Origin of the sequence: Bradyrhizobium sp., from assembly GCF_004799405.1 — a bacterium.
Classification (GTDB): domain Bacteria; phylum Pseudomonadota; class Alphaproteobacteria; order Rhizobiales; family Xanthobacteraceae; genus Bradyrhizobium.
This window is the reverse complement of the sequence record NZ_SSMW01000139.1, coordinates 1-22,610: the sequence shown is the minus strand read 5'-3', so window position 1 is coordinate 22,610 and position 22,610 is coordinate 1. Positions and strand designations below refer to the sequence as shown.

General features: G+C 62.7%; 20 protein-coding genes. 8 read left to right on the top strand and 12 right to left on the bottom strand.

From position 1 onward, the window contains the following. Nucleotides 1-213: 213 nt before the first annotated feature. The gene (locus E7813_RS22080; protein ID WP_291577397.1) at nucleotides 214-5,412 is read right to left on the bottom strand and encodes a GAF domain-containing protein; all 5,199 of its coding nucleotides are present in this window, start codon (nucleotides 5,410-5,412) and stop codon (nucleotides 214-216) included. A 204-nt stretch (nucleotides 5,413-5,616) separates the two neighbouring features. Here E7813_RS22080 and E7813_RS22075 point away from each other — a divergent pair, with 204 nt between their 5' ends. Beyond that, the gene (locus E7813_RS22075; protein ID WP_291577396.1) at nucleotides 5,617-5,949 is read left to right on the top strand and encodes a cytochrome c; all 333 of its coding nucleotides are present in this window, start codon (nucleotides 5,617-5,619) and stop codon (nucleotides 5,947-5,949) included. A gap of 106 nt (nucleotides 5,950-6,055) precedes the next feature. Next, the gene (locus tag E7813_RS22070) at nucleotides 6,056-7,027 is read left to right on the top strand and encodes a tripartite tricarboxylate transporter substrate-binding protein (RefSeq protein ID WP_291577395.1); all 972 of its coding nucleotides are present in this window, start codon (nucleotides 6,056-6,058) and stop codon (nucleotides 7,025-7,027) included. 115 nt (nucleotides 7,028-7,142) lie between these two features. On the opposite strand, the gene E7813_RS22065 is transcribed toward E7813_RS22070, so the two are convergent. From E7813_RS22065 to hisE, 7 genes are all read right to left on the bottom strand, one after another. Then, nucleotides 7,143-7,799 carry a hypothetical protein gene (locus E7813_RS22065; protein WP_291577394.1) on the bottom strand — a complete coding sequence of 219 codons (657 nt, stop codon included), beginning with the start codon at nucleotides 7,797-7,799 and terminating at the stop codon, nucleotides 7,143-7,145. A 132-nt stretch (nucleotides 7,800-7,931) separates the two neighbouring features. Beyond that, nucleotides 7,932-8,177, bottom strand: a complete 246-nt coding sequence (locus tag E7813_RS22060; protein ID WP_291577393.1) for a hypothetical protein — start codon at nucleotides 8,175-8,177, stop codon at nucleotides 7,932-7,934. A gap of 197 nt (nucleotides 8,178-8,374) precedes the next feature. Further along, nucleotides 8,375-8,863, bottom strand: a complete 489-nt coding sequence (locus tag E7813_RS22055; protein WP_291577392.1) for a GFA family protein — start codon at nucleotides 8,861-8,863, stop codon at nucleotides 8,375-8,377. A gap of 51 nt (nucleotides 8,864-8,914) precedes the next feature. Next, a complete protein-coding gene (locus tag E7813_RS22050) occupies nucleotides 8,915-9,883 on the bottom strand; it encodes a nitronate monooxygenase family protein (RefSeq protein ID WP_291577391.1) in 969 nt (322 codons plus the stop codon). A gap of 117 nt (nucleotides 9,884-10,000) precedes the next feature. After that, nucleotides 10,001-10,540: a hypothetical protein gene (locus E7813_RS22045; RefSeq protein ID WP_291577403.1), complete on the bottom strand. Its 540-nt coding sequence runs from the start codon at nucleotides 10,538-10,540 to the stop codon at nucleotides 10,001-10,003. A 129-nt stretch (nucleotides 10,541-10,669) separates the two neighbouring features. Beyond that, nucleotides 10,670-11,269, bottom strand: a complete 600-nt coding sequence (locus E7813_RS22040; protein WP_291577390.1) for a YqaA family protein — start codon at nucleotides 11,267-11,269, stop codon at nucleotides 10,670-10,672. A 62-nt stretch (nucleotides 11,270-11,331) separates the two neighbouring features. Beyond that, nucleotides 11,332-11,742, bottom strand: coding sequence for a phosphoribosyl-ATP diphosphatase (gene hisE, locus E7813_RS22035; protein ID WP_291577389.1), 411 nt, complete (start codon nucleotides 11,740-11,742; stop codon nucleotides 11,332-11,334). Nucleotides 11,743-11,887: 145 nt separating this feature from the next. Between hisE and E7813_RS22030 the strand changes: the two genes are divergently transcribed. The 5 genes from E7813_RS22030 to E7813_RS22010 all read left to right on the top strand — a co-directional run bounded on the left by E7813_RS22030 (nucleotide 11,888) and on the right by E7813_RS22010 (nucleotide 18,902). Further along, a complete protein-coding gene (locus E7813_RS22030; protein ID WP_291577388.1) occupies nucleotides 11,888-12,946 on the top strand; it encodes an ABC transporter substrate-binding protein in 1,059 nt (352 codons plus the stop codon). Between the two features lie 96 nt (nucleotides 12,947-13,042). Then, the gene (locus E7813_RS22025; protein WP_291577387.1) at nucleotides 13,043-14,848 is read left to right on the top strand and encodes a glucan ABC transporter ATP-binding protein/ permease; all 1,806 of its coding nucleotides are present in this window, start codon (nucleotides 13,043-13,045) and stop codon (nucleotides 14,846-14,848) included. A 181-nt stretch (nucleotides 14,849-15,029) separates the two neighbouring features. Further along, entirely contained in the window at nucleotides 15,030-16,457 is a 1,428-nt protein-coding gene (locus E7813_RS22020) for a serine hydrolase (protein WP_291577386.1), read from the top strand. 157 nt (nucleotides 16,458-16,614) lie between these two features. Beyond that, a complete protein-coding gene (locus E7813_RS22015; protein WP_291577385.1) occupies nucleotides 16,615-18,300 on the top strand; it encodes a long-chain fatty acid--CoA ligase in 1,686 nt (561 codons plus the stop codon). 116 nt (nucleotides 18,301-18,416) lie between these two features. Then, nucleotides 18,417-18,902 (top strand): peroxiredoxin, encoded by a 486-nt coding sequence (locus E7813_RS22010; protein ID WP_291577384.1) that lies wholly within the window; start codon nucleotides 18,417-18,419, stop codon nucleotides 18,900-18,902. Nucleotides 18,903-18,971: 69 nt separating this feature from the next. Here E7813_RS22010 and rnhA read toward each other — a convergent pair whose 3' ends face one another. The 3 genes from rnhA to ispH are packed head-to-tail and all read right to left on the bottom strand — an operon-like array spanning nucleotide 18,972 to nucleotide 21,375. Further along, complete coding sequence (gene rnhA, locus E7813_RS22005) at nucleotides 18,972-19,424, bottom strand: ribonuclease HI (protein ID WP_291577383.1); 453 nt, start codon at nucleotides 19,422-19,424, stop codon at nucleotides 18,972-18,974. Further along, nucleotides 19,421-20,404, bottom strand: coding sequence for a homoserine kinase (locus E7813_RS22000; RefSeq protein WP_291577382.1), 984 nt, complete (start codon nucleotides 20,402-20,404; stop codon nucleotides 19,421-19,423). The genes rnhA and E7813_RS22000 overlap by 4 nt, the downstream gene beginning before the upstream one ends. Nucleotides 20,405-20,409: 5 nt before the next feature. Beyond that, nucleotides 20,410-21,375 (bottom strand): 4-hydroxy-3-methylbut-2-enyl diphosphate reductase, encoded by a 966-nt coding sequence (gene ispH / locus E7813_RS21995; protein ID WP_291577381.1) that lies wholly within the window; start codon nucleotides 21,373-21,375, stop codon nucleotides 20,410-20,412. Nucleotides 21,376-21,591: 216 nt separating this feature from the next. Here ispH and E7813_RS21990 point away from each other — a divergent pair, with 216 nt between their 5' ends. Then, the gene (locus tag E7813_RS21990) at nucleotides 21,592-22,284 is read left to right on the top strand and encodes a cell cycle transcriptional regulator TrcR (protein WP_291577380.1); all 693 of its coding nucleotides are present in this window, start codon (nucleotides 21,592-21,594) and stop codon (nucleotides 22,282-22,284) included. A gap of 17 nt (nucleotides 22,285-22,301) precedes the next feature. On the opposite strand, the gene E7813_RS21985 is transcribed toward E7813_RS21990, so the two are convergent. Beyond that, the coding region (locus E7813_RS21985; protein ID WP_291577379.1) for a hypothetical protein at nucleotides 22,302-22,610 on the bottom strand (309 nt) is incomplete at its 5' end.

The window sequence follows — 22,610 nt, the reverse complement described above, 5'->3', positions numbered from 1 at the left end:
GGCATGACCTTAGGTGAAAAGTCGGGATAGCGGCGTTCCTCTCGCGTCCCACCCCGTTCCGATTTTGCCTAGACGCCCCGTGCGGAGGAGGGCTTTATTTTGCTCGATACCGGCCAAGGCACCAGCCTTCGCTCGCTTGGTGAGCTACGGTCTGGCGCGGCCATGCGGAGATCGCAAGGCATCCACGACCAGAACCCAAACGGCGATGTCTGATCAGCCTTTTGTTTTGCCTGCAAGGTTGGTTGCGCGCGGCAGGACAATGGTAAACTCGGTGAATTGCCCGGGCTGCGTATCGACCTCGATCCTGCCGCCGTGTTGCTTGACGATGATGTCATGGCTCATCGAAAGACCAAGCCCGGTGCCCTCGCCTGCCGGTTTGGTCGTGAAGAACGGATTGAAGATCTTTTCCCTGACTTCGGTCGGGATGCCGGTACCGTTGTCGCGTATGCGTATCTCAACCTGGCTACCGAGATTTCTGGTGGCAGCGGTGAGCACCGGCTCGAAATCAGCGTCGCCGTTCTCGGCCTTTCGCTTGCTCGCGGCATAAAATCCGTTCGAGATCAGATTGAGAAAAGCGCGGGTGATTTCCTGCGGAAACAGTTCGATCGCGCCTGCATCCACATCGAAGTCGCGTTGCAGCGTGATATTGAACCCCGGTTTCTCGGCGCGGGCGCCGTGATAGGCGAGATTGAGGCTCTCGTCCAAAAGCGCATTGATGTCCGCGGGCCGCTGCTCGCCCGAGCCTTCCCGGGAATGCAACAGCATGTTCTTGACGATGGAGTCCGCCCGCTTGCCGTGCTGAACGACCTTTTCGAGGTTGGACTTCAACATCTGCGTCAGTTCGCCGACATCGCCGCGCATCTTCTGATCCAGCGGGGCCGGAGCCAGGGTCTCGTCCAGTTCGTCGATCAGTTCGGCAGACAGCGCCGAGAAATTATTGACGAAATTGAGCGGGTTCTTGATCTCATGGGCGATGCCGGCCGTGAGCTGGCCGAGCGAGGCCAGCTTCTCGGTCTGCACCAGGCGATCCTGTGCGGCACGCAGCTCTTCGAGGGACTGCGCCAGTTCCAGCGTGCGGGTTTGCACTTCGTCAAACAGCCGCGTGTTGCCGATCGCGATCACCGCCTGATCGGCAAAGGTCCTGAGCAGTTGCACGTGATGCTCGGCGAACCTGCCGGGCTGGGCCCGGGTTACCGCAATCAAGCCGATTGGCACCGCCTTGTTCATCAGCGGCGCGAACAGCATGCTGCGAAAGCCGCGCGCGCGGCCAATATCCCTGATCTCGTCCGTCAAGGCCTCAATATCGGGGGTTTGCACCACCTCGCCGGATTGAGCCAACTGAAACGGCGCGAAGTCGGCGACCGGAAGCGGGAAGGTTGACGTCAAGACTTCATCCGCCTCCGGTGTCGTCGGCGTGAACGCTTCGAGATGGGCCTGCCCATCGGTGAAGCGGAACACGGTGCTGGAGAAGCCGCCGACCAGGCTTTTAGCCCTGATCGCAATCGCCTCGAACACCGGCCGGATGTCGGTCGGTGAACTGGCAATCACGTTCAGAATATCCGACGTCGCCGTCTGCCGCTCCAGCGCTTCGCGCGTTTCGTTGAACAGCCGCGCGTTCTGGATTGCGATGACGGCCTGATCGGCGAAGGTGCGCAGCAGGGCGCATTCCTTTTCACTGAAAGGCACCATCGATGTACGGGCGACCATGATCGAGCCGATGGCACTGTCCTCCCATAGCATCGGCGCCACAACCATGGAGTAATTTTCCCCGAGACCGCGATAACGCTCTCGCGCAGGCGGAGGTAACTCAGGGTCGTTGAATACGTTTGCCGAACGCACCAGACGCCGCTCGCGGATCGCCACCTGGCTCACGCTCCCGTCCAGCGGCGCCGGGAAAAGCGCGCGGACATGCTCAACGCGCGGGCCGGAGCCAGCGCTGACATGCAGCAAATCGTCTTCGCCCACCAGGAAAATGTAGTTCTCCTGGCTGCCGAAGAGGCGCGCGATGCTCCGCACAATCTCGTCGAAAACCGGTTGTGTCTCCGCTACCGAATGGCTGATCACACTCAAGATTTCCGCGGAAGCCTTCTGCTGCTCCAGCGCCTCCTGGGTCTCGTTGAAAAGGCGGGCGTTCTCGATCGCGATCACCGCCTGGTCGGCAAAAGTCCTGAGCAATTCGATCTGTCGGTCGGAAAACGGGCGCGCCTCCTCGCGGGTGACATTGATGGCGCCGATCGGTTCGCCATTGCGGAACATCGGCACGGAGACAGCGCTTCGAAATCCTGCCTTGACCATGGACTCCGCGGTGTATTCGGGGTCGGCGGCGATATCCGGAACGTGCGCTACCGCGCGATCAACAATCGCGCGTCCCGCCAGGTAGCCGCGATGGATCGGGGCGGGAAACATCTTCGGTGCGAACGCGAGTTGCTCCGGCGAAAGATTGTAGTGTCCTGCGACATGGACGAGGCCGTCGCGCAGGCGAAACACGCCGCTGTTGGTTCCCTCGCACAATTCGGCGGCGCTGCGCGCGATGGCATCGAACACCGGCTGGGTGTCGGTCGGCGAACCGGCGATCACGTTCAGAATATCCGATGTTGCCGTCTGCCGCTCCAGCGCCTCCTTGGTCTCGTTGAACAGCCGCGTGTTCTCGATAGCGATCACCGCCTGGTCGCGGAAGGATTCCGCCAAGGCCATGTCGGTTTCGCTGAAACTGCCGGGTTGACGCCCACCCAGCCCAAGTACGCCAATGCACTCTCCACCGCGCAGCATCGGCAAATAAAGCGCCGAGTTCAGCCCGTACATCTCTCGGATTTTGCGCTCTTCTTCCGGAAGATCGATCGCCGACCAGTCTGGAAAATGTTGGTTCTTCCTTGAGACGATGGCGCGGGATGGAAAATTGGCTTCGGGATTGATCGGTATAGGGGTCGGATTGAGGATCTGAACCAATCCTCCCGGCCCCGTGATCGCGACCGGCCGGAACGTAGTGCCATTCTCGCAAAGCAGGATGAACGCCATTTCACGGCAGAGCAGACGCTGAGCGGTCAGCACGAGGGTATTGAAAACAGGCTGCACGTCGGTCGGCGACAGGCTGATGACACGCAGGATGTCGGCGGTCGCCGTCTGCCGCTCCAGCGCCTCCTTTGTCTCGTTGAACAGCCGTACGTTCTCGATCGCGATCACGGCCTGGTCGCGGAAAGATTCCGCCAGAGCGATGTCGGCCTCGCTGAACGAGCCGGGTTCCGTTCCGCCGAGAAGGAGCACGCCGATGCACTCTTCCCCGCGCAGCATCGGCAGGTAAAGCGCGGAATTCCACCCGTACATCTCGCGGATCTTGCGCTCTTGTTCCGGCAGATCGATCGCCGACCAGTCCGGAAGATGCTGGTTCTTTTTCGAGATGATGGCGCGCGATGGGAAGTTGGCCTCAGGATCAATCCTTACAGGGACCGGAGCGACAGGGATCAATCCTTCCGGGCCTGCGCCTGCGACCGGCCGAAATGTGGCGTCGTTTCCGCAAAGCATGATGGCCGCCATCTCGCGGCGAAGCAAGCGTCGTGCGGTGAGTACCACGGCATCGAACACCGGTTGCACGTCCGCGGGCGAACTTGCGATCACCTTCAGGATGTCGGCGGTCGCGGTCTGCCGCTCCAGCGCCTCCTTGGTCTCGTTGAACAGCCGCGCGTTCTCGATGGCGATCACCGCCTGGTCGGCGAAGCTCTGAATGAAATCGATCCCGGTCTCGGTAAATGGCTTCTTCGGCCGACGCGTGACGACAAGCGAGCCGACGCCGCTGTCCTGAGAGATCATCGGCGCATACAATACGGTCATACCGCCAGTCTCTTTCAGGACCGCCCGTTTGTCCTCGGGCAGGTCTGCCTTGTCGGCGAGATCGGGGAAATGAAGCGGTCGCCGCTGCGCGATCGCCACGCCGGTCGAGCTTCCCTCGAGCGGCATAGAATCGGCTCCCCAGTCTCCCGCTCCTGGGCCGCGCTGCGCGACGCCCCTCACCCTGTCGCCTTCGACCAGGTAGACGGCCGCATCGTAGGGGTTGAACAGGCGCTGGCAGGATTCGAGGATCGTGTCGAAGACTGGCGCCGCATGCACCACCGAACGGCTGATGATCCTCAGAACGTCTCCGGTTGCCGTCTGCCGCTCCAGCGCCTCCTTGGTCTCGTTGAACAGCCGCGCATTCTCGATGGCGATCGCGGCCTGGGCCGCAAAGCTGCGCACCAGTTCGATCTCCCGATCCGAGAACGGCCGGATCTCCTGGCGGTAGATGACAATTGCGCCAACCAGAACGTCATCCCTGAGGATCGGTACGCCGACCGTCGATCGCGCACCGCCAAGCTTGGCCGCGAGGCCACGGGCAGCATCGGTGGCATAATCAGGCGAGTGCTGCACCTGCCGCGTCCTCAGAATGCGATCGATCATGCCGCCCGCCAAACCCTGAAACGGTCCGGGCCGCCTCACGTATTCAGCAAGTGCCGCCGGGGTACCCACGTCCGCCGCGAAGTAGAACGCGTTGCCATCGAAACGAAGCAGCGTGCCGAACCGGGCGTCGCAAATACGGGTCGCATTCTCCAACACCGCTCTGAAAACCGGTCCGAGTTCGCCGGGCGAGTTTGAGGTAACCTGAAGCACCTCGGCGGTAGCCGTCTGCTGCTGCAGGGCTTCGCCAAGTTCCCGGGACTTCGTCTCCACCTCATTGAACAGCCGCGCGTTCTCGATGGCAATCACGGCCTGGTCGGCGAAGCTCTGCAGGAGGGCAAGCTCATCGTCGGTGAAGGGCAGGAGCCTGTCGCGGAAGATGATCAGAGCGCCGATGGCCTTGCCCCCGCGGCGTAGCGGCGTCCCGCACACGGTGCGGGCGCCTCCGGCCCGGGCATGGGGCAGGCCGGGAAAGTCGGACATCGAGGGATCGAGTTGATCGAGGTCCGGAATGTGAATCTGCCGGCTCTCGAAAACCACCGTGCCCGGCAGGTTTCGGCCGCCGACCTTGATATTGGATCGTGGATACGCCGAGCCGACACGTTTCGCGATGGTGCCGACACGGTACTCCTGGGTGAACTCGCTGCCCTCGGCGAGCTGGATCGCAACGCTGGACGCGTCAAAGAGGCGCGCGGTCGTCTCGGCGAGCTGCTGCAGCGGCCCCGCCACGTCGCCCGATGCGTTGGCGACCGCGCGCAGGATTTCGGCGCTCGCCTCCTGCTGCATCCGCGCGGTTTTCAACTGCCTTTTCAGCCGCGCCGTTTCCGACCGGGGGGAAGGCTTCTGCCTGCGCGGCTCGGGCTTGGTTGATTTCAGCTTGCGCAAGCCGGGCTTGCGGGCCTTGGACTCACCGGATTTGCGCGCCCGAACGCCGCCACGGCCAGCCGTCCCGGCACCTTTTCCCGCTTTTCTCTTGGTCTTTGCCATTTGTCGTGCCCCTCGCCAAAGTACCCGATCCGGACGCGGGCGCAAATGTCTACAAGGCAAAGGGTCAGCAATGAGCCATTGCGAAACTGGGCCGGGAAGAGATTGACGCCGATGCGGATGGGAGGCAGGCCTCTTCGCGACGGCACTTTCACGCAGGGCCGCCTTTCCGGGTTATACAGTCCTGGCAACACAGGGACGCGACCGATGAATAAATTCTGCCTCGCGCTTTTGATGATGGGCGCCTGGAGCAAGGCCGGCTATGCCCTCGACCGAGAGCAGCAACAAGGCCGAATCCTGCTCGAAAAGCTGTGCTCGCAGTGTCATGCCGTGGGCCCGACCGGCCAAAGCCCACATCCAGAGGCACCGCCGTTTCGAACTTTCGGAGAGAAGCTCTACGACGAAGACCTGAAACAGCGATTACAGGACGGGCTGACCACCATTCACCCCGACATGCCGACGTTTCACTTCAGGCGACGCGATGCCGAAGCCGCGGTAAACTATCTGAAATCCATTCAGCAGAATAAAAAATCAAAATAGCGATATTGCCGGCGACCCTGTCCGCCTGGCGATGCCAGCTCAACTTGCCTGTCTGCGAAACCGGCATATGGTGACAATAACAATGATGATGTCAGCGAGGCGATGGATGGCAAAGCAATTGATGGCCGCGGCGGCCGTCCTGATGATAGCGGGAATGAATGGCCCGCAGGCCCAGGATTACCCTGCCAGAACGGTCACGATCATCGTGCCGTTCGCAGCCGGCGGCCCGGCCGATATCACAGGCCGGATCGTCGCCGACATTTTCAACCGTCATCTCGGCCAGAAATTTGTCGTGGAGAATGTCGGGGGCGCCGGTGGCACCATTGGAACGCTTCGCGCAGCTCACGCAGCAGCCGACGGTTACACGATCCTGTCCGGTCACCTGGGCACCAATGCGCTGGCGTCAGCGTTCTATCCAGATCTGGGCTACGATCCGCAGAAGGATTTCGAGTCGATCGGACTGACCGCCGAATATCCGGAACTGCTGGTGGTTCGCAAAGACTTTCCTGCAAATAATCTCAAGGAATTCGTTGCCTATGCCAAATCCAATGCAAGCAAGCTCAATGTTGGGCACGCCGGACTTGGCTCGGTATCCTACATTGGCTGCCTCCTTCTCAACTCGGCGATCGGCATCAAGCCGACCCTGGTTCCGTTTACCGGCACGGCTCCGGTGCTGGCCGCGATGCTCGGCGGTCAAATCGATTATGAATGCGACCCGGTGCTCGGCACAATGAGCCAGGTACGGGCAGGCGCGGTCAAGGCGCTGGCAATCGCCGCCAACAAGCGAAGCCCGATGTTACCGGATGTGCCGACTTCCTACGAGCAGGGCCTGCCCGAATTCGACTGTGCTCCGTTTTACGGCGTGTTCGTGCCACGGGGTACGCCGCAGCCGGTTATCGATAAGCTCGCGGAAGCCCTTAACAAAGGTCTCAGCGAGGAGCAGGTGCAAAAGCGATTGGCCGATCTTGGCGCCGATATCGTCGAGCCGAGCCGCCGCGGACCAAAGGCCCTCACGGACCTGGTAAGAAGCGAATCCGCTCGATTGCTGCCGATCCTGAAAGCTGCGGCGGAGAAATGAGAGCACGGCAGAAGAACATTCGTTGTTTCTTGTTCGCTTCCGTCTCGTTGGCCGACCGACCCCATGTCGTGTGAAAAGCTATCAGTTGGCCAACCGGCTCCATTTTGCGCCGCGCTCAGATCTGTTCGGCCACCTTTTCCAGCCCGATGATGCGGGCGAGCGCACGCACTTCGCGCTTCTGGTCCTCGCGCAACTGGAACAACAGTGGCATCGCGGCCGATTTCAATTGCTGGACTTCCGCAGCATCGGGATCGATCAGCGCCCCGGTCGGGTTCGGATCGGCCTGCCGGCTGGCGTGGATTCTCCGGGCCACGGCGCGCAGCGCGCTTTCCACCGCAGGCCAATAGTATTCCTGCGAAGAGGATAGTTGCAGGCGCTCCTTGATGCCGGCGATCTGCGCATCGCTGAGCAGAGTATAGGATTTTTGCAGCGGCGGCTTGCTGGCAAGCTTCGGCTTCTGTGGCGCAGGCGCGATCGTCACCGGAGCCGCCACCTTCGGCGCCTCGATGTCGGCGGGTGAACTGGACGCAAAGGCCTGGCGCAGCGGCTCGCTCAGGGCCGCGACGGCTGGCGGCTCGAATGAGGCGGGCACGGTCGTCGTGACCCCCAGCCGGTCCCGCTTGCTTTCCCTGTTGGAGACCGGACTTTTGGCGACGGGCAAGACCGTCTGCAGGCGCGCCATCGGCACGCTGTCGCGGCCAAGAATGCTGGTGGCGGCGGCTCCGACGACAAGAAAGCCCAGCAGCGCGACGAGGGTGATTGCTCTGGTCAAGCCGTTCTCCGTTTCCATCGACCAATCGCGGGGCACTTTCCCGACAACTGGGCGCTAATTAAGGCTTAACCGTGCCGCCGCCGCGGCGGGACGAATTTGGCGACGGCGGGGTTAGCGGCAAAAGGTGCGAAATCAGGCCGCGGCGGCGAGATCATAGGCGTCCTGGATGTCGGCAACGATGTCGGACGCCTCCCATAGCGCATCCGGGGTGACCGACCGCAGGCTGATGGTCCAGTTACCTTTGCTGGTCCGGGGCATGCTGACGATGTCGAATTGCACGCTGCGGCAGAGCGGATGCCGCTCCAGAGCATAGGCGACCCGCGCCCTGATCTCGTCGAGGGTCGCGGGGGTTTTTGCAAAAAACGTCTCGAAATCCATCTTGCGTCCCCGTCAAAGGCGGTCTCTGGCGCGGCCCGCCGCCCAAACGGCGAACGGCCCCGGAGAGGATTGTCGGGGCGGGATGGTTAACGGCGCGTTAAGGCGCTGAAGGCTGGGCGTTTGGCGCCGGCCCGACGGCGAAGGTCGCAAGCGGGCGCGATGCCGCGGTCAATTCATCAAGTGATTCCGAAACGAAGCTACTTCTTGGGAAAGAATTCAGGCCACATTGCACGCCATGCCAGCGTCAGCGTGTTGAAATCCGCCGGCTGGGTTTCGTAACAGCCGGCATCGGCCGCAGGCTCGACCCAGGATTGCGCGCTCTTCATGAAGATATGCGCGACCGGCACCAGCCATGACGTATCGTCGAGCGTGCCGGCGCGGAGATTGACAATTTCGGCACGTCCGGCCCGCTCGCCATAGATCCGGCCGCCGCAATCTCCACAGAACCGGGATGTCACCGCCACGCCCTTGGGCGAAAGATGAGGCCACCCTTTCGGCTCGCCCTGCAGCACATGAAAATCCCTGGCGAGCACCGGCATGTTGAGCGCGAACGCACTGCCAGACGCCTTCTGGCAGTCCGTGCAGTTGCAGGCGTAGAGCAACAGCGGAAACGACACGATTTCGTAACGGATCGCGCCGCACGAGCAGCCGCCGGTCAGGGGAAGTGCCGGTCGCGTCGAACTCATTGATCAACCCCGATCGAATGCGATCGCAAGATATCCGAAAAACGATCGGACTCACAGCGCCGGATCGACGGCCTCGTCGTATTCTCTCTTGAATCGCGCGATCAGTTCGGCGGCAGGCAATATCTTGCCGACGCTGCCGACGCCCTGGCCGCTGCCCCAGATTTCCTTCCAGGCTTTCGGCTTGGCGCGCTCGCCTGACGCGTCGGTGCCGAAACTCATTTTCGACGCGTCGGACTCCGGAAGATTGTCGGGATCCATGCCGGCTGCGACGATCGACGGCTTCAGATAATTGCCATGTACCCCGGTGAACAGGTTGGAATAGACGATATCTTCCGCGGTCGAGGCCGTGATCATCTGCTTGTAACCCTCGACCGCATTGGCTTCGGTGGTAGCGATAAAGGCCGAGCCGATATAGGCAAAGTCGGCTCCGAGTATCCGCACCGCGCGGATCGCACGGCCATTGCCGATCGCGCCCGACAGCGCGATCGGGCCGTCGAACCATTGCCGGGTCTCCGCCACGAACGCGAACGGCGATATCTCGCCGGCATGGCCGCCGGCGCCGGCCGACACCAGGATCAGACCGTCCGCGCCCTTCTCGATCGCCTTGTGCGCGAATTTCTGGTTGATCACGTCGTGAAATACGATGCCGCCCCAGCGATGCGCGGCCTGATTGAGTTCTTCGCGCGCGCCGAGCGAAGTGATGATCATCGGAACCTTGTGCTTTTCGCAGAGCGCAAGATCCTGTTCGAGCCGGTTGTTCGAGCGATGCACGATCTGGTTCACCGCGAACGGCGCCGACGGCCGGTCGGGATGCGCCCTGTCGTGCGCGGCGAGTTCTTCCCTGATCCGCACCAGCCACTCATCGAGCAACGCCGGCGGCCGCGCGTTCAGCGCCGGGAACGACCCCACGATTCCCGCCTTGCATTGCGCGATCACGAGATCGGGTACGGAAATGATGAATAGCGGCGCACCGATCACGGGAATCGACAAACGGCCCCTAAACAAGGCGGGCATCGACATCTAGGGAAATCCTCCTGGTTATTCGGCGGAGCCGCGATCGACCGGTCTAAAGATGCCAGACATCATACCAACAAAGCAATCGCGTTCAGGGCAGCCTAGGTACGCATCTGCGCGGCGCTACTGGCACAGCGCGCGGGTGACGTAGTTCTCGGTCCGGCAATCGCCGGGCTCGCGCTTGTAGCCCGGCATGTACACTCTAGCCGCGCACTTCTCGGCCGCGTCGGAATTGAGGCTCTTGCCTTCCTTGAAGCCCTTGGCCTGGCATAGCTTGTCGGCGGCAGTCTTGCAGTCCGGTGCACCATTGGGCGCCACGGGACAGCCCATCCGCCCGGTCACCATCGATGCAGGCCTGGCCAGACGCGACATGGTCTCGCCTGCATCTTTCGCGCGTGCGTTCAAATCGTCGATGGTCTCGCTGGGGCTTTTCAGGGTCGGAAGGACCGACAGGGATTTCTCGAACAGTCTTTCCATCTGGTTGAACAAGCCCGGATTCTCCTGCTGTGCCGGCGCAGCGGGTGCCGGCTCGCTTGGCTGAGGCGCGGCCCGATCCGGCGCCGCTTGCGAAGCCGACGGCTGGACGCCAAGCGTGGATGGAGCTGAGGGTTGCGGCGGCGGCGCCGCCTGCGGCCACGCAGCGCCCGCCGAGATCGTCAACATCAACAATACCGCGCCGGCGGTTGCGGCATAACGGCTGCCGGGCAACGCGCCGGGATCATCGGGTCGACCGAACATGGCACCGAGTGTAACCCGAAGCGGTGAACCGGCAAAGTGCTTCACGACCACCTACTAGAACATGCGAAATGCGACGATAAACCCGAGCACGAGCGCGCCGGCGCCCAGCGCCACCCACAGGCCCAGATGTTTTTCGATCCTCACCCGGATCCATTCGCCGTAGCGGTTGAGCAGAATGGCGACCACGAAGAAGCGGCCGCCGCGCGCGATCACCGACAGCACGACGAACAGCCACATGTTGTAGTTGGCGAATCCGGAGGTGATGGTCACGAGCTTGTAGGGGATCGGCGTCAAACCCTTGAGCAGGATGATCCATGCGCCATATTCGGCATAACCCGCCCGGAACGCCTCGACCTTGTCGCCATAACCGTAAAATTCGATCAGCCAATGTCCGACCGAATCGTACAGCAGCGCGCCGATGGCATAGCCGAGAATACCCCCGAGCACCGAGGTCGTGGTGCAGACCGTAGCATAGAGCCACGCCCGCTCCGGCCGCGCCAGCGACATCGGGATCAGCATCACATCCGGCGGCAACGGGAAAAACGAGCTTTCTGCGAACGACACTGCCCCCATCACCCACAACGCGTAGGGCTTGTGCGCGGCGTCAATGCACCAATCGTAAATCCGTCTCAGCATGGCGCGATGAACCACCATGGGGCGGATTTGTCCATGCCGCTAACCTGAGGAAATTCGAGCAAGCCCTGTGCGGGCACGCCTTAGTGGCGCTTGCGCAGGCTGCGGCCTTCAAGCGCGACAATTGGTCGCCGCGCGATCCGCGGCGGAACCTTTGGTATCGCCTTGGGCATTTTGACCGCGGATTTCGGCAGCTTCTCGGCCATTCCGAGCAGGTGCTCGCGCCGCTCCATTTCGCGCCAGACGTCGTCGGGCTGTACACCGGCCGCCGCCCACAAAACGGTAAGGTTATAAAGCAGGTCGGCGCTCTCGCGCACCACCGCTTCGGGCTTGCCGTTCACGGCGTCGATCACGACCTCGATGGCTTCTTCGGCCAGTTTCTTGGCCATCTTGGCCGGGCCGCGCTGAAACAGCCGTGCGGTTCGCGACGTGGCCGGATCGAGATCCTTGGCCGCGATCACCGCCAGATATAGCCGTTCGAGCGAATCACTCATCCCAGGAAACTAGTCGAAATCGATCGCCAGCGTGTTAACGGCCGGTTTCCAGCCGGCGCAAATCGAAAGAAAATCTGCCGGCCAGCCATGAATCCAACATACCGGACGCGGCAAGTGGCGGCGGGCTTTTTCGGGTTTCGCCTACATGCGGGTAGATTCCACAATCACCGTGCGCTGCCTTCTGGCTTCCCTGGCAGGCCTGTTGGCCCTGACCTGTGTCAGTACGGGACAAAGCCGGGCCGCCAGCGAAATCCGGCCACCGACGGCGATCCGGTTCTCGTTCGACCGTCCGATCGATGCGAGTGCTGCTCCCTTCGTGCTGGCGGCATCCGACGGCCTGTTTGCTTCGGAAGGCCTCGCAGTCGCAACCGATAGCGCCGGCGGTTCGCCGGCCGCGATTGCGCGCGTCGCGGCAGGCAGCAGCGATTTTGCGCTGGTCGACATCAATGCGCTGATCCGTTTTCACGACAAGCCGGACGCGCCGCCGGTCAAGGCGGTGTTCGTGCTGTTCAACCAGGCGCCCTACGCCATCATTGCCCGCAAGAGCCGGGGCATCCGCGCGCTCTCCGATGTCGAAGGCAAGACTCTCGGCGTCGCCGAAGGCGACCTTTCGATCGGGCTCTGGCCGGCGCTGGCGCGGCAGAATGGAATCAGAATAGCAAGGGTGAAGCGGAACAATTTCGGCGCCGCCTTGCGCGAGCCGATGCTGTCGGCGGGCCAGGTCGACGCCGTAACCGGGTTTTCATATCTGTCGGCGGTCAATTTGAAGGACCGCGGCATTCCCGCCCAAGACCTGACGGTGCTGCGATACGCCGACTATGGCTGCGAGGCCTACGGCTTCGCAGTGATCGTCAATCCGGCGTTCGCAGCCGGAAAGCCCGAGGTCGTGAAGGGCTTCCTGCGCGCGGTGATCGCCGGCACGCAGCTGGCCATCAGCGAGCCCGAACGCGCGGCCGATGAAGTCGTCAGCCGGATGGATGGCGGATCGCGCGATCTCGAGCTGGAACGCCTGCGCACCCTGATCCGCGACAACATCCTCACCGGCGAGGTGAAACGCAACGGCATCGGCGGCGTCGACCCGACCCGCCTCGACCGCTCGATCGACCAGATCGCCGAGGATTTCAAATTCCAGAAACGCCCCTCAGTGGCGGATATCTTCGACGATCGTTTCCTGCCCGCCCTCGGCGGCCGCCTGATCAATTAAGCAAAACGCCAGTGGGCGCTGTATCTCCCCGGCGATCCCTGATTAGAATGCAGACCCGAACGATCGCCCATCCCGCCATCCCCGAGCGCCCGTTTCATGTCCCTGCTTCGTCTCTATACCCGCGTCCTTGAGTTGCTCGGCAAGGAAGCGCGGCTGGGCTGGATCCTGGCTGGCGCCAACCTGTTGCTGGCCGGTGCGCAATTCGCCGAACCGGTGCTGTTCGGCCGCATCGTCGATGTTCTCTCCGGCAATGCGTCCGCCGGTTCGCGAGCGTCTTCATCGGCGTGGCCGCTGCTGGCGGCGTGGGCGGCGTTCGGCCTGTTCACTATTCTATCCGGCGCGGCGGTAGCCCTGCACGCCGATCAGCTGGCGCACCGCCAGCGCCAGGCGGTGCTGACGAACTATTTCGAACACATCATGCAATTGCCGCTGACCTTCCACACCGGGACCCATTCCGGCCGCCTGATGAAGGTGATGCTGAACGCCACCGATTCATTGTGGCGATTGTGGCTCGGATTTTTCCGCGAGCATTTCGCCGCCATGCTGTCGCTGGTGGTGCTGCTGCCGCTGGCGCTTTACATCAATTGGCGGCTGGCGATCCTGCTGTTCGCCCTATGCGTGGTATTCACGGTGCTGACAACGCTGGTGGTGCGCAAGACCTACGGTATGCAAAGCGAGGTCGAGGCGTACTACAGCGACCTCTCGGCGCGCGCCTCCGATGCACTCGGCAATGTCGCGTTGGTGCAAAGCTTCGTGCGCATCGACGCCGAGGTACAGGGCCTGCGTTTCGTCGCCGACAAGCTGCTGGCGGTGCAGATGCCGGTGCTGTCGTGGTGGGCGCTGGTCACCGTCATCACCCGGGCATCGACCACCATCACGGTACTGGCGATCTTCGCCGTCGGCATCGCGCTGCACCAACAGGGTCTCACCACGGTCGGCGAGATCGTGATGTTCGTGAGTTTCGCCACCATGTTGATCCAGAAGCTCGAACAGGTCGTCGGCTTCATCAACAACGTATTCATGGAGGCGCCGCGCTTGCAGGAATTCTTCAACGTGCTGGATGCCGTGCCTACGGTCCGCGACCGGCTCGATGCGATCGATCCGGGCCGTCTTTCGGGCCTGGTCGAGTTCAACGACGTCTCGTTTTCCTATGACGGCAAGCGGCCCGCGGTCGAAGACCTTTCCTTCACGGCGCTGCCCGGCCAGACCATTGCGCTGGTCGGCCCGACCGGCGCCGGCAAATCGACCGCTATCGCCCTGCTGCATCGCGCGTTCGATCCGCAGTCGGGCTTCATCCGGATCGACGGCATGGATGTCCGCGGCATCACCCTGACGGCGCTGCGGCGAAACATCGGCGTGGTGTTTCAGGAGGCGTTGTTGTTCGACCGTTCGATCGCCGACAATCTGCGTGTCGGCAGGCCAGACGCCACCGAAGACGACATGCGCCTTGCGGCGGCCCGCGCCCAGGCGCTGGAATTCATCGAGCGCAGCGAGCTGCAATTCGAGACCAACGTCGGCGAACGCGGGCGCATGCTGTCCGGCGGCGAGCGGCAACGGCTGTCGATCGCTCGCGCGCTATTGAAAGACCCGCCGATCCTGATCCTCGATGAAGCGACCAGCGCGCTCGACGCCGTCACCGAAGCCAAGGTCAATGCGGCACTCGACGAGGTGATGCGGGGACGCACAACCTTTGTGATCGCGCACCGGCTTTCGACCATCCGCAACGCCACCCGCATTCTGATGTTCGACCACGGACGCGTGATCGAAAACGGAACTTTCGATGAACTGGTGGCACAAGGCGGCCGGTTTGCCGAACTGGCGAAGGCGCAGTTCATGGTTCAGGAGAATGCGCGGACCGACATCGACGCGCGGGATACAGACAACGCTGCTGTCAAGATTTAACTATCGCCAATATTCGGCCTATTTCTTCCACGATTTAATCGCGCAACCTCTGTTCCGGGCCGCCAAGCCGGTATAGATTTGCACCCGCCGTAACCGACGGCGCCGGACACGATTGAAACCCGAACGTCACACGCCAGGACCTCCTCTTCAAAGGGCGGGTCTCAAGGACCGGAATCGGATAGTGCATTTTCCTCAGCCGTTGCGTCGCAAGTCGCCGTTGAACTGGATCGTTGTTGTAGCGGTGCTCGCCATTGTTGCGCCGCGCGTCGCGCATGCGGAAGCCCTGCTGCTGGTTGAAGCCGATACCGGAAAAGTGCTGCAGGCCGAGAACGCCACCATCCCCTGGTATCCGGCATCGGTGACCAAGCTGATGACCGCCTATGTCACGCTCAAGGCGGTCAAGGACGGGCGCATCACGCTCGATACCGTGCTGACGGTTTCCCCAGTCGCAGCCTCGCAATCGCCAAGCAAGATGGGGTTCCGGGTGGGGACGCAAGTCACGGTCGATAACGCGCTGAAGATGATGCTGGTGAAGTCGGCCAACGACATGGCCGTGGTGCTCGCCGAGGGCGTCGGAGGCTCGATCGACGGCTTTTCGGCTCAAATGAATGAGGCCGCGCAACGGCTCGGCATGACGCAGACGAGCTACGTCAATCCGAACGGCCTGCCCGCGGATGGGCAAATCACCTCGGCCCGCGATCTCGCTATTCTGGCGCGCGCGATCATTCACGACCTGCCGGAATACGAATATTTCGTCCACATTCCCTCGATCCGCTTCGGCCGCAGGGTGACGCAGAATTTCAACCGTCTGATCGGACGCTATCCCGGCGCCGACGGCTTCAAGACCGGCTTCATCTGTGCGTCCGGCTACAATCTGGTGGCATCGGCCACGCGCAACGGCAGGAGGCTGATCGCCGTGGTGCTCGGCGCTTCCTCGGGCACGATGCGCGCGGTCAGAGCCGCCCAACTGCTCGAGCGCGGTTTTGCCACCAATACGCTGTCATGGCTGCGGCCCTCGCTCGGCACGGTCGACAACCTGGTGCCGATCGACGCCTCGCCGCCGAACTTGCGCGACGAAATGTGCGGCGGAAAACATAGGCGGCCGGCCAGCGACGAGGATGAGGACACCGTCGCCAACATCACCGGCGGCGCACCCAGCGCGAGCGAAACCCCGTTCACGTTTTTCACCGCCGCGCTGCAGCCGCCGATGGTGAAGCCGTCGGAATTGCTGAACGCTGCGCCCGCCGCCTCGGAACCGGTCGTGGTTTACACCGGCCCGACCAGGACCGGCGCAGCGTTGGTAGCCGCCGTGGCCGCGGATGAAAAGCAGACGCCGCGGCAGCGAGGAAGGAAGTCGCGGGTTGCGGCAAAGAAACCCGATGCCGCGGCTGAGCCGAAAGCCCGGGCTGCCGCAGATGCCAAACCCGAAGCGAAACCTGCCAAACCCGCAGTCGTCAGGCATGCCAGTGCCGCCCCGAAAGCCACCGACAAGCCGGCCGTCTCGGCCGACAAGCCTGCGGTGACGCCGGCAAAACCCAGGGCCGCCGCAAAGCCCAAGCCTGGGTCCAAGAGCACCACCGGCGACGCCGGGTCCGCACCGCGCACCTAGGCCGCCTACAGCGCGGCCTTTTTGGCCGACCAGGGGCGCCCCTCATGCGCCGCGGCTTGCCATTGGCCGCCGCATTGCTCAATACTGCCGAAAACCAGATCTGCCAAAACAAGGCGTCCCGTCCCAAGCGTCGGGAAATAACCGGAGGGGAAATACCATGGAGCGCATCTGGCTCAAGCAATATCCGGCCGGCGTGCCCGCCGATATCGATGTGACCCAGTACTCGTCTCTCGTCGAGTTGCTGGAAGAAAGCTTTGCGAAATTCAGCGACCGCAAGGCCTTCACCTGCATGGACAAGTCGATCAGCTATCGCGACCTCGACGAGATGTCGCTGGCGCTCGCCGCCTATTTGCAGAGCAAGGGCCTGCAGAAGGGCGCCCGCGTCGCGCTGATGATGCCGAACGTGTTGCAGTATCCGATCTCGACCGCCGCCGTGCTGCGCGCCGGCTATGCGGTGGTGAACGTCAATCCGCTCTACACCCCCCGCGAGCTTGAACACCAGCTCAAGGATTCTGGCGCCGAGGCGGTGATCGTTCTGGAGAATTTTGCGACAACCGTGCAGCAGGTGATGGCCAGGACCGCGGTCAAACACGTCATCGTCGGCAGCATGGGCGACCTGCTCGGCCTCAAGGGCGTGATCGTCAACCTGGTGGTGCGGCGCGTGAAGAAGATGGTGCCGGTGTATTCGATACCCGGCGCGGTCGGCTTCAACGACGCAGTCTCAGCCGGCCGCCGCATGACGCTCAACAAGCCGAAGATCACGGCCGACGATGTTGCCTTCCTGCAGTATACCGGCGGCACCACCGGCGTCTCCAAAGGCGCGACGCTGCTCCATCGCAACATTCTCGCCAACGTGCTGCAGAACGACGCCTGGCTGCAGCCGGCGCTGAAGAAGCCGCCGATCGTCGACAACATGATCATCGTGTGCGCGCTGCCGCTCTATCACGTCTTCGCGTTGACCGCGTGTTACCTGCTGGGCCTGCGCGCCGGCGGCACCAACCTGTTGATACCCAATCCGCGCGACATGGCCGGGTTCGTCAAGGAATTGACCAAGTACCAGGTCAGCTTTTTCCCCGCGGTCAACACGCTCTACAATGGCCTGTTGAACACGCCGGGGTTCGACAAGCTCGATTTCTCCAAACTGAAAATCTCCAACGGCGGCGGCATGGCCACGCAAAAGCCGGTTGCGGAGAAATGGCTGAAAACCACCGGGTGCGCATTGTCGGAAGGTTATGGGCTGTCTGAAACCTCGCCGACGCTGACTTGCAACCGGGCCGATATCGAGGAGTTCTCGGGTACGATCGGACTTCCGGTATCCTCGACCTGGCTTTCGATCCGCGACGATGACGGCAACGAGGTGCCGCTCGGCACAGCCGGCGAAATCTGCGCCAAGGGCCCGCAGGTGATGGCCGGCTACTGGAACCGGCCGGAAGAAACCGCCAACGTGATGACCGCGGACGGCTATTTCCGCACCGGCGACATCGGCGTGATGGACGAACGCGGCTACACCAAGATCGTCGATCGCAAGAAGGACATGATCCTGGTCTCGGGCTTCAACGTCTATCCCAACGAGGTCGAGGAAGTGATCGCGAGCCACCCCGGCGTGCTGGAATGCGCCGTGATCGGCGTCGCCGACGCTCGCTCCGGCGAAGCGGTCAAGGCGTTTGTGGTCAAGAAGGATCCCAACGTCACCGCCGAGGACATCATCAAGTTCTGCGGCACGCAGCTGACCAACTACAAGGTCCCCAAGCAGATCGAATTCCGCACCGACCTGCCGAAGACCAATGTCGGGAAGATCCTGCGCCGCGAACTGCGCGATGAAAAGAAGGCCGCGGCCGCCTGAGCAACCGGATTGCCGCCGTTGCGGGCAGACTATTCGTCATCAAACGATGGTGAAGTGGTTTCCCCGCGGCCGTGAAATGTTCTAAGACACATCGGTAAATCCAAGGAGAATTGACCATGACCATCAAAGTTGGCGACAAGCTGCCGGAAGCCAAATTTCGCGTGATGACGGCGGAAGGTCCGCAGGTCAAGACCACCGACGATATCTTCAAGGGCAAGAAGGTGGCGCTGTTCGCGGTGCCCGGCGCCTATACCGGCACCTGCCACAAGATGCATTTGCCCAGCATTTTCCTCAACGCCTATGCCATCAAGAACAAGGGCGTCGACACCATAGCGATCACCTCGGTCAATGACGCCTTCGTCATGAACGCCTGGAAGCGCGACACCGACCAGCGCGACGAAGCCGTGTTCCTGGCCGACGGCAACGCCGAATTCACCAAGGCGATCGGCATGGAACTGGATGCTTCCGGCAACGGCCTCGGCACCCGCTCCAAGCGCTACTCGATGCTGGTGGATAACGGCGTGGTGAAGAAGTTGAACCTCGAGCCTGCGCCCGGCAAGGTCGAAGTCTCCGGCGGCGACACGCTGCTGGGGCAGCTTTGAGCTAAACCTGCTCCGTAACCGTCGTCGCCCGGCTTGACCGGGCGATCCAGCACGCCGCGGCTTCGAACCTCATTCCTTCAGCCGCGCCATCGCGACGCCTTCGCGCGCCAGTTGATCGGCGCGCTCGTTCTCGTCATGGCCGGCGTGGCCCTTGACCCAGTGCCAGCGCACCTGATGCGGCTTCAGCGCTGCGTCGAGGCGCTGCCACAGTTCGGCGTTCTTGACCGGCTTCTTGTCGGAGGTGCGCCAGCCGTTCTTCTTCCAGCCATGGATCCAGCCGGTGATGCCCTGACGGACATACTGGCTGTCGGTGTAAAGATCGACCGTGCATGACTTCTTGAGCGCTTCCAGTGCCGCGATCGCCGCCATCAGTTCCATGCGGTTGTTGGTGGTATGGGCCTCGCCGCCTTTCAATTCCTTTTCGACGTCGCCGAATTTCAGGATCGCGCCCCAGCCGCCCGGCCCGGGATTGCCCGAGCACGCCCCATCGGTGTGAATGACGACGGACGGGAGTGAACTCACGCCACCAGCCCTGAGGCCGCGACGCCGTAATCGCGGATGCCGGCCACGCTCTGCTGAAAGCGCAGCTTGCGGGCATATTCCAGCGGATCCTTCGGCCGCACCAGCGCGCCCGGCGGCACGTTGAGAAAATCGACCAGCCGCGTCAGCAGAAAACGCAACGCCGCGCCGCGCGCCAATAGCGGCAGCGCGTTCTGCTCGGCCTCGGACAACGGACGCTCGCGGCCATAGGCGCCAAGGAAGGCCCGCGCCTTGGTGACGTTGAACGAGCAATCGCTTTCGAAGCACCAGGCGTTGAGGCAGATCGCGACGTCGTAGGCGAGCATGTCGTTACAGGCGAAGGTGAAATCGATGATGCCGGAGACCTTTTCGCCGAGAAAGAACACATTGTCGGGAAACAGGTCGGCGTGAATCACCCCTTGCGGCAGATTGTTCGGCCAAACGTTGCCCTCGAGATGATCGAGCTCGGCGCCGATGAAGGCGCGCAAGCCGTGCTGCACTTTGTCGGCGCGCGCGGCCGCCACGTCGAACAGCGGGCGCCAGCCCGACACCGACAGCGCGTTGGCGCGCGTCATCGAAAAATCCCGCCCCGCCAGATGCATTTTCGCCAGCGCCTGGCCGACGCCGGCGCAGTGCGCGGCGTTGGGCTTGCGCGGCCAGATGCCTTCCAGGAAATTGATGATCGCCGCCGGACGGCCGGCCAGCGCGCTGAGCGCTTCACCCTTCCTGTTCTTCACCGGCTGCGGACAGTTGATGCCGCGCGAGGCCAGATGCGTCATCAGCCCGAGGAAGAACGGCAGGTCGCCCTTGGCGACGCGCTTTTCATACAGCGTCAGGATGAAATGGCCGGCCGTGGTGTGCAGCAGGAAGTTGGAATTCTCGACGCCCTCGGCGATGCCCTTGTAGGACAGCAATTCGCCGATCTCGTACTGGCCCAGGAATTCCGCGAGCTCGTCGGCGGCGACGTCGGTGTAGACCGCCATCGCGGCTACTCGGCTGCGTCGGGCCGCAGCGAACGCGGCAACGGAAAGAATTCGTTCTCTTCCGCGGCCGAGACGGTCTCCACATGCAATTCGTAGCGCTCGGCGAACGCACCCATGATCTCCTCGACGATCACTTCCGGGGCCGAGGCGCCCGCGGTGATGCCGAGGCTCTTGATGCCGTCGAACATCTTCCAGTCGAGATCGCTGGCGCGCTGCGCCAGCACCGAGACCGGGCAGCCCTCGCGCTCCGCTACTTCGCGCAACCGCTGCGAATTCGACGAGTTCGGCGCGCCGACCACGATCAGGGCGTCGACCACCGGCGCCACCTTCTTCACCGCAAGCTGGCGGTTGGTGGTGGCGTAGCAGATGTCTTCCTTGTGCGGACCGGAGATGTTGGGAAACCGCTCCTTCAGCATCGCGACGATTTCGGCGGTGTCGTCGATCGACAGCGTGGTCTGGGTCACAAAGGCAAGATTGTTGGGATCCTTCGGCGTGAAGGTCGCCGCATCGTGCGCGGTCTCGATCAGCGTCACCGCGCCCGGCGGCAATTGCCCGAGGGTGCCGACCACTTCCGGATGATGGGAATGCCCGATCAGCAGGATTTCCCGGCCGCGCTTGAAATGGATCGCGGCTTCCCGGTGCACCTTAGTGACCAAGGGACAGGTGGCATCGAGCGAAAAGAAATTGCGGGCGCGAGCGTCGGCCGGCACGGATTTGGGAACCCCGTGGGCCGAGAACACCACCGGAGCGTTGGTATTGTCGGGGATTTCGGCCAATTCCTCGACGAAAATCGCCCCTTTGGTCCGTAGGCTGTCGACCACGTAGCGGTTATGGACGATCTCGTGGCGGACATAGACCGGGGCGCCATAGATCGTCAGCGCCCGTTCCACGGTGTCGATCGCCCGTACCACGCCGGCGCAGAAGCCCCGTGGCGAACAAAGCACGATTTTCAGGGGTGGTTTGGCTGGCATAGGGGCGATCTCGGACCGAATCACCCCTCACCGGCTCGGCAGGGAACGGTCAATTCAAATAAGGACTTGGGACGGCTTTTGGCCGCTGTCAAGGCCGGTCAGCAAACCATTGCGCGGCCAGCCCCGGACGGCTTATATAGGACGTAATTCCCGTCATCGCTGATGACCACGGCTTCGCCTCCAAAAGAGGTGGGCGAAGCGCAAAGGAGATTTGCCATGAGCAATGCACCGCTGATGCCAAAAGCGACTGCCGTGTGGCTGGTCGACAATACCGCGCTGACCTTCGACCAGGTGGCGGATTTCACCAAAATGCACCCGCTCGAGGTCCGCGCCATCGCCGACGGCGACGCCGCCCAGGGCATCAAGGGCATGGACCCGATTTCCAACGGCCAGCTCACCCGCGAGGAGATCGAAAAGGGCGAAAAGGACCCGAACTACCGGCTCAAGCTCGAGGAGAGCAAGGTGGCGCTGCCGGCGCAGGCCAAGAAGAAGGGCCCGCGCTATACGCCGGTGTCGCGCCGCCACGAGCGTCCCAGCGCGATCCTGTGGCTGGTGCGCAACCATCCCGAATTGAAGGACGCCCAGATCATGCGCCTGGTCGGCACCACCAAGACCACCATCGCCAGCGTCCGCGACCGCACCCACTGGAATGCCTCGACCCTGACCCCGATGGACCCGGTGACGCTCGGCCTGTGCTCGCAGATCGAACTCGATTTCGAGGTGCAGCGCGCGGCCAAGGAAAAACCCGCCGACACCGCCTATGGCGGCGCGACGCTGCTGCCGGCCTCCGAGACCACCCGCAAGGAGCCGGAATTCGAGCCCAGCGAAAAGCAGCGCGACGATCTCAATGTCGATGCGGTGTTTGCCAAGTTGAAGACGATCGGCGGCAAGAAGCCGGATCAGGAGTAAGGGCGCGTCGCGCAGCGTCACTCAATAATCGTCATGCCCCGCGAAGGCGGGGCATCCAGTACGCTGCGGCTTCCCGATTCAACACGACCGCCTCTGGAATACTGGATCGCCCGCCTGCGCGGGCGACGACAACTCGGATAAAATGTCAAACAGCCGACACAACTTCGCGATCTCGCCGCATGCATGCGCGAAGTTTTGGTCTTGATGTCCTGCCCTTCATTCAGAGGGCGCAGGGAATGCCGGGCGCCCAATGCGCCCGCAGCCTGGCAGGGCAGAAAAACAAGCCATGCCAGCAAAGTCACCACGGTCACACCGGAAATCACCCG

Bases quoted from the DNA above. Each gene is read 5' to 3' on its own strand.
- E7813_RS22080 (WP_291577397.1), bottom strand. From the start codon at position 5,412: ATGGCAAAGACCAAGAGAAAAGCGGGAAAAGGTGCCGGGACGGCTGGC.
- E7813_RS22075 (WP_291577396.1), top strand. From the start codon at position 5,617: ATGAATAAATTCTGCCTCGCGCTTTTGATGATGGGCGCCTGGAGCAAG.
- E7813_RS22070 (WP_291577395.1), top strand. From the start codon at position 6,056: ATGGCAAAGCAATTGATGGCCGCGGCGGCCGTCCTGATGATAGCGGGA.
- E7813_RS22060 (WP_291577393.1), bottom strand. From the start codon at position 8,177: ATGGATTTCGAGACGTTTTTTGCAAAAACCCCCGCGACCCTCGACGAG.
- E7813_RS22055 (WP_291577392.1), bottom strand. From the start codon at position 8,863: ATGAGTTCGACGCGACCGGCACTTCCCCTGACCGGCGGCTGCTCGTGC.
- E7813_RS22050 (WP_291577391.1), bottom strand. From the start codon at position 9,883: ATGTCGATGCCCGCCTTGTTTAGGGGCCGTTTGTCGATTCCCGTGATC.
- E7813_RS22045 (WP_291577403.1), bottom strand. From the start codon at position 10,540: ATGTTGACGATCTCGGCGGGCGCTGCGTGGCCGCAGGCGGCGCCGCCG.
- E7813_RS22040 (WP_291577390.1), bottom strand. From the start codon at position 11,269: ATGGTGGTTCATCGCGCCATGCTGAGACGGATTTACGATTGGTGCATT.
- hisE (WP_291577389.1), bottom strand. From the start codon at position 11,742: ATGAGTGATTCGCTCGAACGGCTATATCTGGCGGTGATCGCGGCCAAG.
- E7813_RS22030 (WP_291577388.1), top strand. From the start codon at position 11,888: ATGCGGGTAGATTCCACAATCACCGTGCGCTGCCTTCTGGCTTCCCTG.
- E7813_RS22025 (WP_291577387.1), top strand. From the start codon at position 13,043: ATGTCCCTGCTTCGTCTCTATACCCGCGTCCTTGAGTTGCTCGGCAAG.
- E7813_RS22015 (WP_291577385.1), top strand. From the start codon at position 16,615: ATGGAGCGCATCTGGCTCAAGCAATATCCGGCCGGCGTGCCCGCCGAT.
- E7813_RS22010 (WP_291577384.1), top strand. From the start codon at position 18,417: ATGACCATCAAAGTTGGCGACAAGCTGCCGGAAGCCAAATTTCGCGTG.
- E7813_RS22000 (WP_291577382.1), bottom strand. From the start codon at position 20,404: ATGGCGGTCTACACCGACGTCGCCGCCGACGAGCTCGCGGAATTCCTG.
- ispH (WP_291577381.1), bottom strand. From the start codon at position 21,375: ATGCCAGCCAAACCACCCCTGAAAATCGTGCTTTGTTCGCCACGGGGC.
- E7813_RS21990 (WP_291577380.1), top strand. From the start codon at position 21,592: ATGAGCAATGCACCGCTGATGCCAAAAGCGACTGCCGTGTGGCTGGTC.